This window comes from Paenibacillus sp. FSL R10-2199, assembly GCF_038000235.1.
GTDB lineage: Bacteria > Bacillota > Bacilli > Paenibacillales > Paenibacillaceae > Paenibacillus_AQ > Paenibacillus_AQ phytohabitans.
This window is the reverse complement of sequence record NZ_JBBOBO010000001.1, coordinates 1,470,172-1,483,148: the sequence shown is the minus strand read 5'-3', so window position 1 is coordinate 1,483,148 and position 12,977 is coordinate 1,470,172. Positions and strand designations below refer to the sequence as shown.

Here is a 12,977-nt window from a genome sequence, read left to right as displayed (position 1 = left end):
CCTATCTTCTTTGCTTATCATTAAAGGATTTCTCAAGACGCTCCAGCTTGCCGGATAGACTGCCGTCATACAGCGTATCGCCGATGATGACCTTCAGTCCGCCTAGCAGGCTCTTATCCACCACATTGGTAACACGAATCTTGCGGTTTGTAAGCTGGCTGAACTCTGCCGCTACACTATCCTGTTCCTCTTGATTCAGAGAATAGGCGGAGTAGACAGTAGCATCGCCGATGCCAAGGGCGTCCCCTTCTATCTTGACGTACGTGGCCAGCAGTTCTGCGAAAATATCGGTTCTGCCCCGCTCTACCAGCAGTTCTACCATGTTCATTACCGCTTCCGAGACTTTACCTTTAAGCGCTCCGCGCAGCACATTCAGCTTGTCGGATTGCGAGATGCGCGGTGCCAGAATGAACTGTTTCACCTCTGCATCATAATGAAGCACTTCGACTACTAACCTAAGCTGGGCTTCCACTTCAAGTGTAATGCCTTCATCCACTGCTGCACTGTACAAGGCTTTGGCATAGCGTTTGGCAACTACCGTATCGCGGCTCATGGTCGGCCTCCTACCTCTTTGAGGTATTGATCAACGAGTTGTTCCTGTTCGCCGTCAGCCTTAACTTCTTTTTCAAGCAGCTTGGATGCAATGCGGACCGATGCTGTACCCAGCTCGCTGCGCAAAGCTTCCACAGCCTTGTTCTTCTCGCTCTCAATATCACGGACTGCTTCGTCCTTAAGGCGGGTAGCTTCAGCTTTAGCCTGATCCAGAAGCTTGTCAACCTGATTGTTGCTTGTAACCTGGGACTGCTGAATGATAGCCTGCGCCTCTTGGCGTGCCTGCTGCAGAGCCTGCTTCTGTTCTTCTACGTAAGCGACCGCCTGTTCTCTGGTCTTGGCTGCTTCATCCATTTGCTGCAGCACCATTTCGCGGCGCTTCTCCATAATTCCGAACAGCTTGCTGAATGCAAATTTGCTGAGCAGGAAATACAGGATCCCAAAGGCGATAATGGAAAACAATATATTTGTCCAAACGATAGTCACTGAGGTCACTCCTTTCCGTTACCGCGGCATGCGGACATATACAAAAGTAAGGCGCGGATGGCACTTGCCCTCCCCGCCAAACCGTAAAAACGGTTTATTAAGTAAACATGATCAGGAATGCGATAACTGTAGCGGCCAAAGGAATAACTTCCACGATACCTACACCGATAAACATTGTTGTCTGCAGTGCGTTACGTGCTTCCGGTTGACGAGCGATGGACTCAACTGTTTTGCTGACGATCATACCGTTACCAAGACCTGCACCGAGTGCGCCTAAACCAACCGCGATTGCTGCTGCCAAAAATTCCATTTGTAAATATCCTCCTTTAATTTCGGTTCTTTTTGTAATGACTTAATGATATAAAAATCTCCCGCGAAGAGTATTCCGGCGGCTGCCGCTATCCTCACGGCAGTTCATTAATGTGCTTCTTCCTCGTGGATCGTCATCTGCGCGATGTACACCATCGTCAGAATCGTAAAGATAAACGCCTGAAGCGCACCAACAAAGATACTGAAGCCCTGCCAGACAGCCAGGAACGGGATACTGAATATCCCCAGCTTCAGAATTACGGTGATCAGAACCTCGCCGGCAAAAATATTAGCAAATAGACGAATGGCAAGCGCCACCGGCTTCGCCAGGTTCTCAATGATGTTAAGCGGCAAGAAGATCGGGAACGGCTCAATATAGTGTTTGAAATAATGTTTGCCATTCAGCTTGATTCCCAAATAGTTCATTAGTACAAACACGACAATCGCCAGCCCGGCGGTTACATTGATATCTGCAGTCGGCGATTTATACCACAGAATCTCTACATGCTCGCCATGTGTCAGATTTTTGGTTGCTTCGATAACATGTCCAAAAATGTGAACCGGACCTTCGGCTTCTGTAATGAAGGAAAACGGCAGACCAAGGAGATTGGAGACGAAGATAAACAGTATCAGCGTCAATCCCAGTGATATGTAAGGCTTCCCTTTCTTCAAATCCATGGCGCTGCTGATCAGTCCCTGTACAAATTCAACGACCCACTCCATGAAATTCTGGAGTCGTGACGGATTATCAACAGACAGGTTGCGGACGGACAGCATGACCAGAGCGAACACGATCACCGAACTGATCACCAGCATCAGTACCGCTGACAAGTCAATCGGTATTCCGCCAACATAGATTAAAGGCATTTCGTGCATAGTATCATCCCCCTTTCTCTTTAATATGGCTACAGCTTATTCTTGATTCCTAAATATATCCCCACGGGAATAGATAGAAGCTGGGGGATGAACAGGCCGGCAATCGTTGCCTCCAGCGAGAAATGCTCGATTTTGACCGAAAACATGGTGACCAGAATAGCGAAACTGATTCTTGTAGCGAAACCAAGGCTGAAAGAACTTTTCTGTTTATCCGCAACCGCCTGTGTCACCCTTCTTACTTTGAGGGCAAGATAACGAAAGTTAACGAGTCCTGCCAGCAAGCCCAGCGACATGCCCAGAGTAACTGCACGGGTCTCATGATGAAGAGCCCATCCCATTAACAAGCCTGCCATAATGATTACTGTCACCCTGGTAACGGTATTGATTACGGGAGTCATATTATCCATTTTGCTCCCCCAGAAATTTTTTGATTAGCAAAGCAACATTCACAACCCCGAGAACCATCCCGGCAATTGTTCCGATGGCCAGCCAAAGCTTAGGTCCGTCCATCAGGTTCTGCAGCCACCTTGCCACAAAAAAACCTATAACAATGTAAGCGGCAAGCAAGCTGCCTGCACCCCCGAGAACCAAAGCAATACGTCCCAGGCCGGCCTCGTTCTTTTGTTCCTTCATAGGCTACAATCCCAACTAATTTTACTGAATATCCAGACTCTTTGTCAATTCACCGAAAATTGCTCAAAAGTGCTTGAAAACATGAAAATAATCACAGCAAAACATACCAAAACCATATAAACCGTACAGTTTCACTGTATGCTGCTTTTATTTACTTTAGTATATTAGTTGTCGTGCCATCATTTATTATTTGTGAACATTCTGTGAAACTCTTCCGGACGTTCTTTAACAGCTCCGAAATGGTGCAAAATCGCATTGACAATTCTCTCGGAGGCTTTGCCGTCTCCATACGGGTTGGCGGCCCGGCTCATGGACTGATACAGATTCTGATCGGTCAATAGAGCATGTGTCCGTTGATACACCTTCTCCTCGTCCGTCCCCACAAGCTCCAATGTTCCGGCCTCGATCCCTTCCGGGCGCTCGGTTGTATCACGCAGCACAAGCACGGGAACTCCAAAGGAGGGAGCTTCCTCCTGCAGGCCGCCGGAATCGGTCAATATCAGGTGGGTATGCGGATAAAAATTATGCAGGTCAACGACATCCAGCGGATCAATCAGCTTAATTCTAGGGTGTCCGCCGAGGATCTCATGCGCCGGTTCCTTCACTGCAGGACTCGGGTGCACAGGATACACAATGGCTACATCTTCAAATTCATCAGCGATTCTTTTGACAGCACGGAAAATATGACGGTGCGGTTCGCCTTGGGATTCTCTGCGGTGCGCCGTCATCAAAATAAGTCTTTTTCCTGAAGCAAAATCCAGTACAGGATGCCGGTAGTCCGGCTGTACGGTATATTGAAACACATCAGTTACAGTGTTGCCTGTGATATAAATACTTGATTCTTTTTTGTTCTCGTGTCTCAGGTTGCCGGCTGACCAATCGGTCGGGGCAAAGTGCAGATCGGCAAGCACGCCGGTCAGCTGACGGTTCATTTCCTCCGGATAAGGCGAAAGCTTGTTCCATGTCCGAAGACCTGCTTCCACATGCCCAACCTGAATTTGCTGCAGGAAAGACGCATAGCTGGCCAGGAAAGTGGTAAGCGTATCCCCGTGTACAAGCACCAGGTCAGGTTTGACCTCGCGAAGCACTGGCTCTAGTCCTTCAAGCACCCGGATAGTAATCTCATTAAGGGTCTGCCGGTCCTTCATTACGTCCAAATCATAATCCGGCGTAATTTTGAATACCTCCAGCACCTGATCAAGCAGTTCACGGTGCTGGGCAGTTACACAGACAATGGATTCAATCTGCTCAGGGTGTCTGTTCAGTTCCAGAACCAGAGGCGCCATCTTGATCGCCTCGGGGCGCACTCCGAAAATCGTCATTACTTTAATTTTGGACATAACCCCTACCCTCTCTTCTGAAGACTACAGAAATTGTATTTGTTCTATTAATACCTCAAGGGTATTATTACTTGGTTCCATACAGTCTGTCGCCGGCATCTCCGAGGCCTGGGACAATATAACCATGCTCATTCAGATGATCATCAAGTGCGGCTACATAGATGTCCACATCCGGATGTGCAGCCTGCACCGCAGCGACGCCTTCAGGAGCAGCAATCAGGTTCATCATCTTGATCTGGGTGCATCCGCGGTTCTTAAGCGAGGTAATGGCCGCAATGGCTGAGCCGCCTGTAGCCAGCATCGGATCGATTACGATCAGCTCGCGTTCCTGTACATCTGTAGGAAGCTTAATGTAGTATTCAACCGGCTGCAGTGTTTCCGGATCACGGAATAGCCCGACATGTCCTACCTTCGCCGCTGGAAGCAGCTTCAGGACACCTTCCAGCATACCAAGACCGGCGCGCAGAATCGGAATCAGTCCCAGCATTCTTCCCGAGATCACTTTGCTCTGCGTTTCAGCCACCGGTGTCTGCACCGTAATGGTCTCAAGCGGGATATCACGGGTAATCTCATAAGCCATAAGTGTTGCTACTTCATCGACATGCTCTCTGAATTCTTTCGTGTTGGTCCGCACATCGCGAATAAATGTTAATTTGTGCTGAATCAATGGATGATCGCAAATCACCAATTTTCCCATTTTGTCCCTCCGGTAATTGTAAGTCTTATTTATAGCCAGAGTAAGCGCTTTGCTTCCCGCGTGGCTAAATCTTGTCTATTATATCATCACCAAGGCCGCTTTTCACCTACAGAAGGGGAAAACCGCCTGCAAAGGCAGTCTCCGCAAATTTCATAGCTGCACGGAAAGTTTAGGAAATTCCCCCAAGCCTCTGGATATAAAACAAAACTTAGTTTGTGCCATTAGGCACTTTTAATACTATTCACATTTCTTTCACTACTTTTATTGAAAATTCCATGAACTTTCATGATTATTACATGATAATTCATACCATTTTCTTACTATAATTTGTGAACATTATGCAACAGAAACCGGCCACAAAACATTTGAAATCTCACCTATCAAAAAAACCTTTGCGGAATCCGGTGGAACCGGACCCGCAAAGGCAGAATAAGCAGCTTAATATTAATACTGCAATTCGGGATAGATCGGATACTTTTCAGTAAGCTCGGCCACCTCACGTGCAGCCTGGGTCAAATTAGCATCATCCTTCGGATTCTTCAGCACATTCGCAATAATCCGGCCGATCGTTACCATAGCCGGCTCGTCCATACCGCGTGATGTAACAGCAGGTGTACCGATCCGGATACCGCTTGTTACAAACGGGCTGGTAGGATCGAACGGAATCGCATTCTTGTTGACTGTAATTCCGATGGAATCAAGCACCTTCTCCGCATCCTTGCCGGTAATGCTCAGATTACGGGTATCCAGCAGCATCAGGTGGTTATCCGTACCGCCGGAAACAATATTAACGCCTTCGCCGATCAGCGTATCTGCCAGAACCTTGGCATTCTTCACTACATTCTCGGCATAGGTCTTGAACGATGGCTGCAGCGCCTCACCGAAGGAAACAGCTTTGGACGCAATGACATGCATGAGCGGTCCGCCTTGGGAACCCGGGAAGACCGCTTTATCAATAGCAGCAGCCCATGGCTGTCTGCACAGAATCATCCCTCCGCGTGGACCGCGCAAGGTTTTGTGCGTAGTTGTTGTAACGAAATGGGCATGAGGAACCGGACTCGGATGAACACCGGCTGCAACCAATCCGGCAATGTGGGCCATATCGACCATAAACAAGGCACCCACATCATTCGCAATGGAACCGAGTGCGGCAAAATCAATGGTCCGCGGATACGCGCTTGCTCCGGCTACGATCATTTTGGGGCGGTGTTTGAAGGCTGCTTTACGCACTTCGTCATAATCAATCAGGAAAGTATCCTCCTGTACGCCATAAGCCACAAAGTTATACAGGATACCGGAAGCATTAACCGGGCTGCCGTGGGTCAAATGGCCGCCATGCGCCAGATTCATACCCAGTACGGTATCGCCAGGATTAAGCGCGGCAAGGTAAACGGCCATATTGGCCTGTGCACCGGAATGCGGCTGCACATTGACATGCTCGGCACCAAACAGCTGCTTGGCACGGTCACGGGCCAGGTTCTCCACGATATCCACATCTTCACAGCCGCCATAATAACGTTTGCCGGGATAACCTTCGGCGTATTTGTTCGTAAGCACGGAGCCCATGGCTTCCATTACGGCTTCGCTTACAATATTCTCTGAAGCAATGAGTTCAATGTTTGCACGCTGACGGCTCAGTTCCAAGCCCATCGCTTCCAGTACTGCCGGGTCACTCTTACGTAGTTGTTCCATGTTTCTTATTTCCTCCCTGTTACTCTAATTTATGTGGTGTTAAGACGAAACCAGTTATATACGCTGCTCTCAGTCACAATTCGCGGAGCCGCTTGTCTCCGGCGTGCGGTACACTGCCCGTTCGCCGCCGATCAGCGGCGGTCTGCTCCATGCTGCGTTCACCCGGGCTGCCCCGATATAGCGCAGGCTAGGCCGGAAAGGTACGGCTACGCGGCGGAGGTGCATGCCAATTAGCGTCTCCCCGATATCAATACCGGCGTGGGCCTCTATAGTCTCGGCCAGCACCGGATCTGTCATAGAGCGGTAAGCGGCCGCAGCCATGGAACCTCCGGCTCCCGGAACCGGCACAGCCGAAACCTCCCTAAGCCCCAGTGATTCCAGCAAAGAACGTTCCATCACCAGCGAACGGTTCAGATGCTCGCAGCATTGGTACACGGGATGAAAGCCAAATTCAGCAGCGGCCTGCGTAATCCCCTGCAGCAGCAGCTGTGCAACCTCAAGCGCACCTCCGGTGCCGATCCGCACACCCGCCACTTCACTGGTGCTGGCCCCGACGACGAGAATTTTACCCGGACCGAGCTTACCCGCTTCCGCCAGTTCGCGGACTACCGCCGCAGCTGCGGCGTCCAGGGTCAGCTCTGCACTGTCCGCTTGTTGCCCGGCTGCTGAAGGCGCACCGGACGCGCGCTCTCCCCATAGATCCTGCTTACGGACTTCGTCCATCTTACCGCCCCCTTCAAGCGTTGATAATGCCACAATTCCCACTACAGATACGACATTTAAACAAAAAAGAGCAGTCCGCAGATTTAGCTGCGGATGTGCTCTTTTGCCCAGGCGACCGGCCGTTTATTCCAGGTGCTCCATCGTGGTTTGATCCACACTTGTCGCCAGTTACACCGGAACCGGATAATATTTATTTCATCTTAAGGGATAGACGGCGAAAAATCAACCACCTTCACAACCGCCGTAAGGATTCCAGCTTATCCAGTAAACTGTACAACGCAGTCCGGATCTCAGCAGCCGTCAGCTCATAATCTTCACGGGAGCCGCCGAACGGATCACTGATATCGAAGCTCGGAATCCGTTGCCGGATCTCAATAATCCGTTGCATATCAGCGGCGCTCGGCTCTCCGCCCAGCGAAATGCTGAGTTCGGCATCTGCATACAGGCTATCCAGTTCACGGATATCGGCGTTCACAGACTCTTGCGTATGCACATATTCCTTAAGAGTATAAGTCTTGTTAACTGCGTCAGGGAAATATTGCAGCAAATGCCGCTTATGTCCTCCGGTCAGGGTAAGCACCAGATCAGCCCAAGAGACAGCCTCTCCGGTCAGTTGCGAGGATACTATACGATCTTCAATGCCTTCATCCTGCAGGATTCCGGCAGCATGCCTGGATATGGAAGTACCTGAAATGGCGGAAACTCCGGCAGACCGCACCTCCACATCGATCCCCCGCTCTCCCGCCAGCTTCCGCAGAAGACCTTCAGCCATAGGGCTGCGGCAGGTATTTCCTGTGCAGACGAATAAAATATGCAGCATACTTTCCACCTCCGGTAAAAATATAATTTCGGATAATCCACAACTTCCGAATGAACTGAACAATGAAATGTTCTATTTATTTGTATTTCCGTTATTGTATCAGAAGATGAACAGCAAGCCAAACGCCAGAAGTATAGCTCCGCCCAGTGCTTCACCGTAATCCCCGAGCCCGCGGCTTACTCTCCTGCCCAGCAGCAGTCCGGTAATAGACATCATGCCGCCGCAGACACCGAAGGCCAGCACTGTAATAACTATGCTATTCACAAACATTCCCAGTGAAACCCCGACCGAAAAGGAATCTACACTTACACTGAGCGAGATCAGCAGCATGCCCCATACCGTCCGGTGATCCACCGCCCGGCTCCCGCCGTCACCCTTGCGGAATGAATTCAGAATCATATGTCCGCCCAGCAGTACAAGCAGCCCCCCGGCGGCATAGGTGGTCACCTGACCCAGCAGATGGCCGACATAGCTGCCTGTGAACAAGCCGAGCAGCGGCATCAGCACATGAAAAAAAGCAATGAGCAGACTGAGCTGCAGCACATGCAGCAGACGGATACCCTTCATCCCGATCCCTACACCGAGCGAGAACGCATCCATTCCAAGCGCAACTGCCATAATGGCAACTGTTACGAGCTGGCCCCAGCCCTCATATATTCCGCCTATGCCCATGAATATACCCCCAAAGTCCGTAAGTTCTTGTACAACAACGATATGCGGACAAGATGGTATTCATGACTATGAGGCGGATAGCAGAGCCGGGAAGAGGCTGTTAACCGGCGTCGATCACCGCTTCACCGGCGGCTTTCATCAGCCGGTTCATTATGGCAGCGCCGAGGCCCGTGACCGGGCAGGCCTCGGCCAGAATGTAGGTCGCTCCCGCTTCATCGAAGCGCCGCAAGGCGGCATACAGGGAGCGGGCCGCTTCCTCCGGCGAGGCTAACGAGCCGAGAGAAACAACGCAGGCGGCCGGGTCGGCGGGATACAGGGCCCTATGCTCCTCGAAGAGGAGCAGGCCTGTGATCCCGCCCTCCCGCTGCGCCGCCTGCAGCAGGCTTGCGGCGGTCTCCGCCACGCGCTGCGGGGAGGAGCCGCGTACGATGCCAAGCGCGCCGCGCGGGGCATAGTGCGTGTACTTCATGCCCGGCGCGCGCGGCGCCAGGCTGCTGCCCTCGGCGGCTTGCGCAGCAGCGCCGCCCGTCCCGCCGCCGCTCACCTGCGGCGGCAAAGCCGGGGACTGGCCGCCGGAATATCCGGCGGCAGCGTCCGCCAGAGCCAGGGCCGGGGCTGGGGCCACAGCCCCGGTACCCGCTACCGCCGCGAGCTGCTCGGCGGTGATGCCCCCGGGACGGAGCACCGCTACCGTCCCGTCCGGCTGCACCTGCACCACGGTCGACTCCAGGCCGACCCCGGCCGCGCCGCCGTCCAGAACCCCGCCGATATATCCGGCGAGGTCTTCCATCACATGGGCGGCCAGCGTAGGACTCGGCCGCCCGGAGCGGTTGGCGCTGGGCGCGGCAACCGGGCATTCCGCGGCGCGCAGCAGGGCCAGCGCCACCGGATGGTCGGGCATGCGCACGCCGACCGTATCCAGCCCCGCTGTAACCAGCGGCGAGAGGACGCCGGGGCGGACCGGCAGCACCAGCGTCAAGGGGCCGGGCCAGAAGGCATCCATCAGCGCCGAGGCGACCGGAGCCACTTCTAGGACCAGGCCCTCCAGCTCTTCCCGCCGGGCTATATGCACGATCAGCGGGTTGTCGGAGGGGCGGCCTTTGGCCGCGAATACCGCTTCTACTGCCGGGGTATTCCGGGCATCCGCCCCCAATCCGTAGACCGTTTCGGTCGGAAAAGCAACGGTGCCCCCGCTCCGCAGCATAGCTGCCGCAGCAGCGATTGCCTCCCTGTCACTCTCTGCTGATGGAACAGAAAGCATGTCCTGCCCCGCAGCAGGTCCGGGTCCGGTAATCCCGGACGTCAAACTCCAATAAAGAGTTGCATCTATATTGCCGCTCCGGCGCTGAACCGCAAACGAAGAATCCTTAGGCTCTGTCATTTCATCACAAGCTTTCCTCTGTAATCACTCCACACTTCAATACTGCATCGTCCGGAAAAAGCCAAAAACGGCTCCACCAGGTGGAGCCGCAGCCACTTCCGCTCAAGTTCTGCATTTATCGTACCATATCCGGCAGGAAAACTGTAGATTTCGTAAACCGCCATTCCGCAAATTCCCGGAAGGCTTAGGCGAACAATCCGCAGATCCAGCTCCACAAATTCTGCAGCAGCTCCCATACGAAGAACTTCACCTTCGGCGCTTCTGCATCAGCGTCCGCACCGCCGTCCCCGCCGGCCGAAGCCGCTACACCGGAAGCAGCCTTATCAACCCCGCCATCCGCCGTTTTCACCTTGGCTCCGTCTCCGGAAGCCTTAGCAGAGATTGCCGAAGCCTTCTTGGCTGCAGCGGGTTCCGCAGCTGCCGCATCACCGGAGCCGGCATCAATGAAGCAGAGCGGCGGAAACAGCACACACCACCAGTTCTGACCTTTGCCTGCGCCAAGCGTGACCCGCAGCGCTTCATATTCCCCGGCAGGATAGACCCGGCCGCCATACATTTTCGTCGGGAAAGGTACGGTGCCCAGTTCGACTTTATAGCTATAATCAATTCCCCGCCGCGCAAGCTCTCCGCCCACCAGATCATTCAGCTCCGGGAGATGACTCTGAATCAGCGCCCGCGCCTGCTCCAGACTCTGGGGATCCTCCAGTCCGGCCACCCACTGGTTAATCTGCTCCACCACCTGGTCGCGGATCTGGCGTTTGACCAGCTGATCTCCCGCACCATCCGAATTCGCCAGAATACGCAGACGGATCGACTCCTGCGGAATAGATACCTCCGCTACGGCAGCATCGCTTTTTTGCCCTTCCCAGGCCATCATCAATATCATAAAAAAACAAATTAAAATGGCAGTATACTTGAATGTAATCCGCAGAGAATCCCTTTTATCCAGCTGATCGTTATTCATCTTGCACAGCCCCTCTCCCTCTGAAACTCTTATGTTCCCAGTATGTCCGGGAATGAGAGACTGCAAACCTAGTAATCTATGATTTTGAGAATAAAGTAGTCTCATCCTTCAGCTTGGGCAGCGGAAGCGGCAGATCATCCTCCACATCCTGCCCGTAGAGCCGCACACTCATGGCAATCCCCATACAGGCCATGTTAATCAGAATTGAGGTCCCCCCATAGCTGATAAACGGAAGCGTAATCCCCGTCAACGGCATCAGCCCGGTCATTGCCCCGATATTCTCCAGAATCTGATACAGCAGCATAGCTACGATCCCGACAATCAGGAGCGGGCCGCCGCGGTCCCTGCATTCCAGGGCAATCACAATTAATCTGTGGATCAGGATAAAAAAGAGCATCAGCAGCGCCGCTGCACCCAGAAAGCCGAATTCTTCGCCGATCTGCACAAAAATCGATTCAGAATACAGATAAGGCACCCGGTCACTTTGCACCGTGCCGCCCTGCAGATAACCTTCGCCGCTGAGTCCGCCCGAGGCAATCGCCGTCTTGGCATTCTTGGTCTGATAGCTCGCATCGCTGCTTGCCAGATCCGGTACCAGCCAGGGGTCAAAGCGCCTGACGAAGTGATCCCGGCCCAGCGTCTGCTCTATGAAGCTTACCGTCTGCTCATGATAGTGGACATAGCACAGAATGAAGCCCAGCACCGATCCCGCCAGAATAACCATCCCGATCAGCGCATGTGAGAATTTAATGTTTCCGATCCACAAAAGCCCAAGCAGAATCACGATATAGCTGAGCGCATTGCCCAGATCATTCTGGATGATGACCAGCGCGAACGGCGCCAGGGCGATTAGGCTAAGCGGCACCACGTCACGCCAGAAGCGCAGCGGATTTCTTTGTTTGCGGACAAGTACAGTGGTCAGAAAAAGAATCAGGATCAGCTTAAACAGCTCCGCCGGCTGGAGGCTTAATTCACCGATGCCGATCCAGCCCTGGGCGCCATTTTTTACCTTGCCGAAAAAGCTGACCAGCAGCAGAATACCGATCCCAAGGATGTAAATATAGAGTCCATACCGGACCAGAAGGCGGTAATCAAACAGGGTAAGCAGAAAAAAAGCAACAAAACCCAGCACATAATACTGAATCATCCGTATGTGTGTGCCATCCAGGTCAGCTCTCCCGTGAGTCACGCTGTATATCGAGAAAATACTGACACACATCAGCAAGAGCAAAATCAATACGATGGAGCCGTCAATCCGTCTGATTCTCTGTAACATCGGAATACTCCTTAACCTACGCGGATTATGGACCGGCCTCCTGCAGTATACCCAGGGAACCGAATCCACTAATTTCCATTGTAAGACAAGTGGGGGCGTAAATACAATTTATGTGATCGTTGCCAGCCGGGAATAGCACCAGCCTTAAACTAATGAGGTGACAACCATTCTGCTAAATCGCTTGCCAAGGGCTTGGAGTGATCCAATTTCCGCAATTACAGGATATGCGGTAGCTTAATTGCACTTTGTACAGCTAAAACATTTGACTTTCAACCAATTATCCGTTTAGTTGTATTTCGTACACCTAATTCCTTTATATAGCTGGGTTCTCAGCGATTCGGGCAGATTTAGTTGTACAGATTACAGTTATACGGTGCGACCATACCCTTTTCGCTGTTTTTAATTGTACAGTATACAACTATCACTGAATTTCCCCTTGGACCTGAACATGTCCATCGCTGCATGCTTGAGAATCAACTCACTTCTTAAGTTCTGATGTTGTACTGGCGTACAGACAAACAAAATGCCGGAACCCTTCCTTTTCGAAGAGCCCCGG

The 12,977-nt window shown here is 52.3% G+C and carries 15 protein-coding genes and 1 riboswitch; all 15 genes read right to left on the bottom strand.

Annotated elements, in window-relative coordinates; translation table 11 throughout:
- Position 1: 1 nt before the first annotated feature.
- Complete coding sequence (locus NYE33_RS06535; RefSeq protein ID WP_042140251.1) at positions 2 to 553, bottom strand: F0F1 ATP synthase subunit delta; 552 nt, start codon at positions 551 to 553, stop codon at positions 2 to 4.
- Positions 550 to 1,038: a F0F1 ATP synthase subunit B gene (atpF, locus tag NYE33_RS06530; RefSeq protein WP_039309309.1), complete on the bottom strand. Its 489-nt coding sequence runs from the start codon at positions 1,036 to 1,038 to the stop codon at positions 550 to 552. The genes NYE33_RS06535 and atpF overlap by 4 nt, the downstream gene beginning before the upstream one ends.
- A 97-nt stretch (positions 1,039 to 1,135) precedes the next feature.
- A complete protein-coding gene (gene atpE, locus NYE33_RS06525) occupies positions 1,136 to 1,348 on the bottom strand; it encodes a F0F1 ATP synthase subunit C (RefSeq protein WP_036699216.1) in 213 nt (70 codons plus the stop codon).
- Between the two features lie 107 nt (positions 1,349 to 1,455).
- Complete coding sequence (atpB, locus tag NYE33_RS06520) at positions 1,456 to 2,223, bottom strand: F0F1 ATP synthase subunit A (RefSeq protein WP_042140252.1); 768 nt, start codon at positions 2,221 to 2,223, stop codon at positions 1,456 to 1,458.
- A 29-nt stretch (positions 2,224 to 2,252) separates the two neighbouring features.
- Positions 2,253 to 2,630, bottom strand: a complete 378-nt coding sequence (locus NYE33_RS06515; protein ID WP_042140253.1) for an ATP synthase subunit I — start codon at positions 2,628 to 2,630, stop codon at positions 2,253 to 2,255.
- Positions 2,623 to 2,856 (bottom strand): AtpZ/AtpI family protein, encoded by a 234-nt coding sequence (locus tag NYE33_RS06510; RefSeq protein WP_042140254.1) that lies wholly within the window; start codon positions 2,854 to 2,856, stop codon positions 2,623 to 2,625. The genes NYE33_RS06515 and NYE33_RS06510 overlap by 8 nt, the downstream gene beginning before the upstream one ends.
- Positions 2,857 to 3,035: 179 nt before the next feature.
- Positions 3,036 to 4,196 (bottom strand): non-hydrolyzing UDP-N-acetylglucosamine 2-epimerase, encoded by a 1,161-nt coding sequence (gene wecB / locus NYE33_RS06505; protein ID WP_039309304.1) that lies wholly within the window; start codon positions 4,194 to 4,196, stop codon positions 3,036 to 3,038.
- A gap of 67 nt (positions 4,197 to 4,263) precedes the next feature.
- Positions 4,264 to 4,893: a uracil phosphoribosyltransferase gene (gene upp / locus NYE33_RS06500; protein ID WP_020426095.1), complete on the bottom strand. Its 630-nt coding sequence runs from the start codon at positions 4,891 to 4,893 to the stop codon at positions 4,264 to 4,266.
- 444 nt (positions 4,894 to 5,337) lie between these two features.
- Positions 5,338 to 6,585 carry a serine hydroxymethyltransferase gene (gene glyA / locus NYE33_RS06495; protein ID WP_076246363.1) on the bottom strand — a complete coding sequence of 416 codons (1,248 nt, stop codon included), beginning with the start codon at positions 6,583 to 6,585 and terminating at the stop codon, positions 5,338 to 5,340.
- Between the two features lie 69 nt (positions 6,586 to 6,654).
- Entirely contained in the window at positions 6,655 to 7,308 is a 654-nt protein-coding gene (locus NYE33_RS06490; RefSeq protein WP_081970317.1) for a TIGR01440 family protein, read from the bottom strand.
- Positions 7,309 to 7,406: 98 nt separating this feature from the next.
- Positions 7,407 to 7,490, bottom strand: a riboswitch (ZMP/ZTP riboswitch).
- Positions 7,491 to 7,540: 50 nt separating this feature from the next.
- Positions 7,541 to 8,128 carry a low molecular weight protein arginine phosphatase gene (locus tag NYE33_RS06485; RefSeq protein ID WP_042140255.1) on the bottom strand — a complete coding sequence of 196 codons (588 nt, stop codon included), beginning with the start codon at positions 8,126 to 8,128 and terminating at the stop codon, positions 7,541 to 7,543.
- Between the two features lie 99 nt (positions 8,129 to 8,227).
- Complete coding sequence (locus NYE33_RS06480; protein ID WP_042140256.1) at positions 8,228 to 8,800, bottom strand: manganese efflux pump MntP; 573 nt, start codon at positions 8,798 to 8,800, stop codon at positions 8,228 to 8,230.
- 100 nt (positions 8,801 to 8,900) lie between these two features.
- Positions 8,901 to 10,181 (bottom strand): L-threonylcarbamoyladenylate synthase, encoded by a 1,281-nt coding sequence (locus NYE33_RS06475; protein WP_445669776.1) that lies wholly within the window; start codon positions 10,179 to 10,181, stop codon positions 8,901 to 8,903.
- Positions 10,182 to 10,365: 184 nt separating this feature from the next.
- Positions 10,366 to 11,145, bottom strand: a complete 780-nt coding sequence (gene spoIIR / locus NYE33_RS06470; protein ID WP_341065177.1) for a stage II sporulation protein R — start codon at positions 11,143 to 11,145, stop codon at positions 10,366 to 10,368.
- Between the two features lie 76 nt (positions 11,146 to 11,221).
- Positions 11,222 to 12,421, bottom strand: coding sequence for an FtsW/RodA/SpoVE family cell cycle protein (locus tag NYE33_RS06465; RefSeq protein ID WP_341065174.1), 1,200 nt, complete (start codon positions 12,419 to 12,421; stop codon positions 11,222 to 11,224).
- Positions 12,422 to 12,977 lie beyond the last annotated feature (556 nt).

Coding starts and splice junctions, on each gene's coding strand:
- NYE33_RS06535 (WP_042140251.1), bottom strand. CDS start 553: ATGAGCCGCGATACGGTAGTTGCCAAACGCTATGCCAAAGCCTTGTAC.
- atpE (WP_036699216.1), bottom strand. CDS start 1,348: ATGGAATTTTTGGCAGCAGCAATCGCGGTTGGTTTAGGCGCACTCGGT.
- atpB (WP_042140252.1), bottom strand. CDS start 2,223: ATGCACGAAATGCCTTTAATCTATGTTGGCGGAATACCGATTGACTTG.
- NYE33_RS06515 (WP_042140253.1), bottom strand. CDS start 2,630: ATGGATAATATGACTCCCGTAATCAATACCGTTACCAGGGTGACAGTA.
- NYE33_RS06510 (WP_042140254.1), bottom strand. CDS start 2,856: ATGAAGGAACAAAAGAACGAGGCCGGCCTGGGACGTATTGCTTTGGTT.
- wecB (WP_039309304.1), bottom strand. CDS start 4,196: ATGTCCAAAATTAAAGTAATGACGATTTTCGGAGTGCGCCCCGAGGCG.
- upp (WP_020426095.1), bottom strand. CDS start 4,893: ATGGGAAAATTGGTGATTTGCGATCATCCATTGATTCAGCACAAATTA.
- glyA (WP_076246363.1), bottom strand. CDS start 6,585: ATGGAACAACTACGTAAGAGTGACCCGGCAGTACTGGAAGCGATGGGC.
- NYE33_RS06490 (WP_081970317.1), bottom strand. CDS start 7,308: ATGGACGAAGTCCGTAAGCAGGATCTATGGGGAGAGCGCGCGTCCGGT.
- NYE33_RS06485 (WP_042140255.1), bottom strand. CDS start 8,128: ATGCTGCATATTTTATTCGTCTGCACAGGAAATACCTGCCGCAGCCCT.
- NYE33_RS06480 (WP_042140256.1), bottom strand. CDS start 8,800: ATGGGCATAGGCGGAATATATGAGGGCTGGGGCCAGCTCGTAACAGTT.
- NYE33_RS06475 (WP_445669776.1), bottom strand. CDS start 10,181: ATGACAGAGCCTAAGGATTCTTCGTTTGCGGTTCAGCGCCGGAGCGGC.
- spoIIR (WP_341065177.1), bottom strand. CDS start 11,145: ATGAATAACGATCAGCTGGATAAAAGGGATTCTCTGCGGATTACATTC.
- NYE33_RS06465 (WP_341065174.1), bottom strand. CDS start 12,421: ATGTTACAGAGAATCAGACGGATTGACGGCTCCATCGTATTGATTTTG.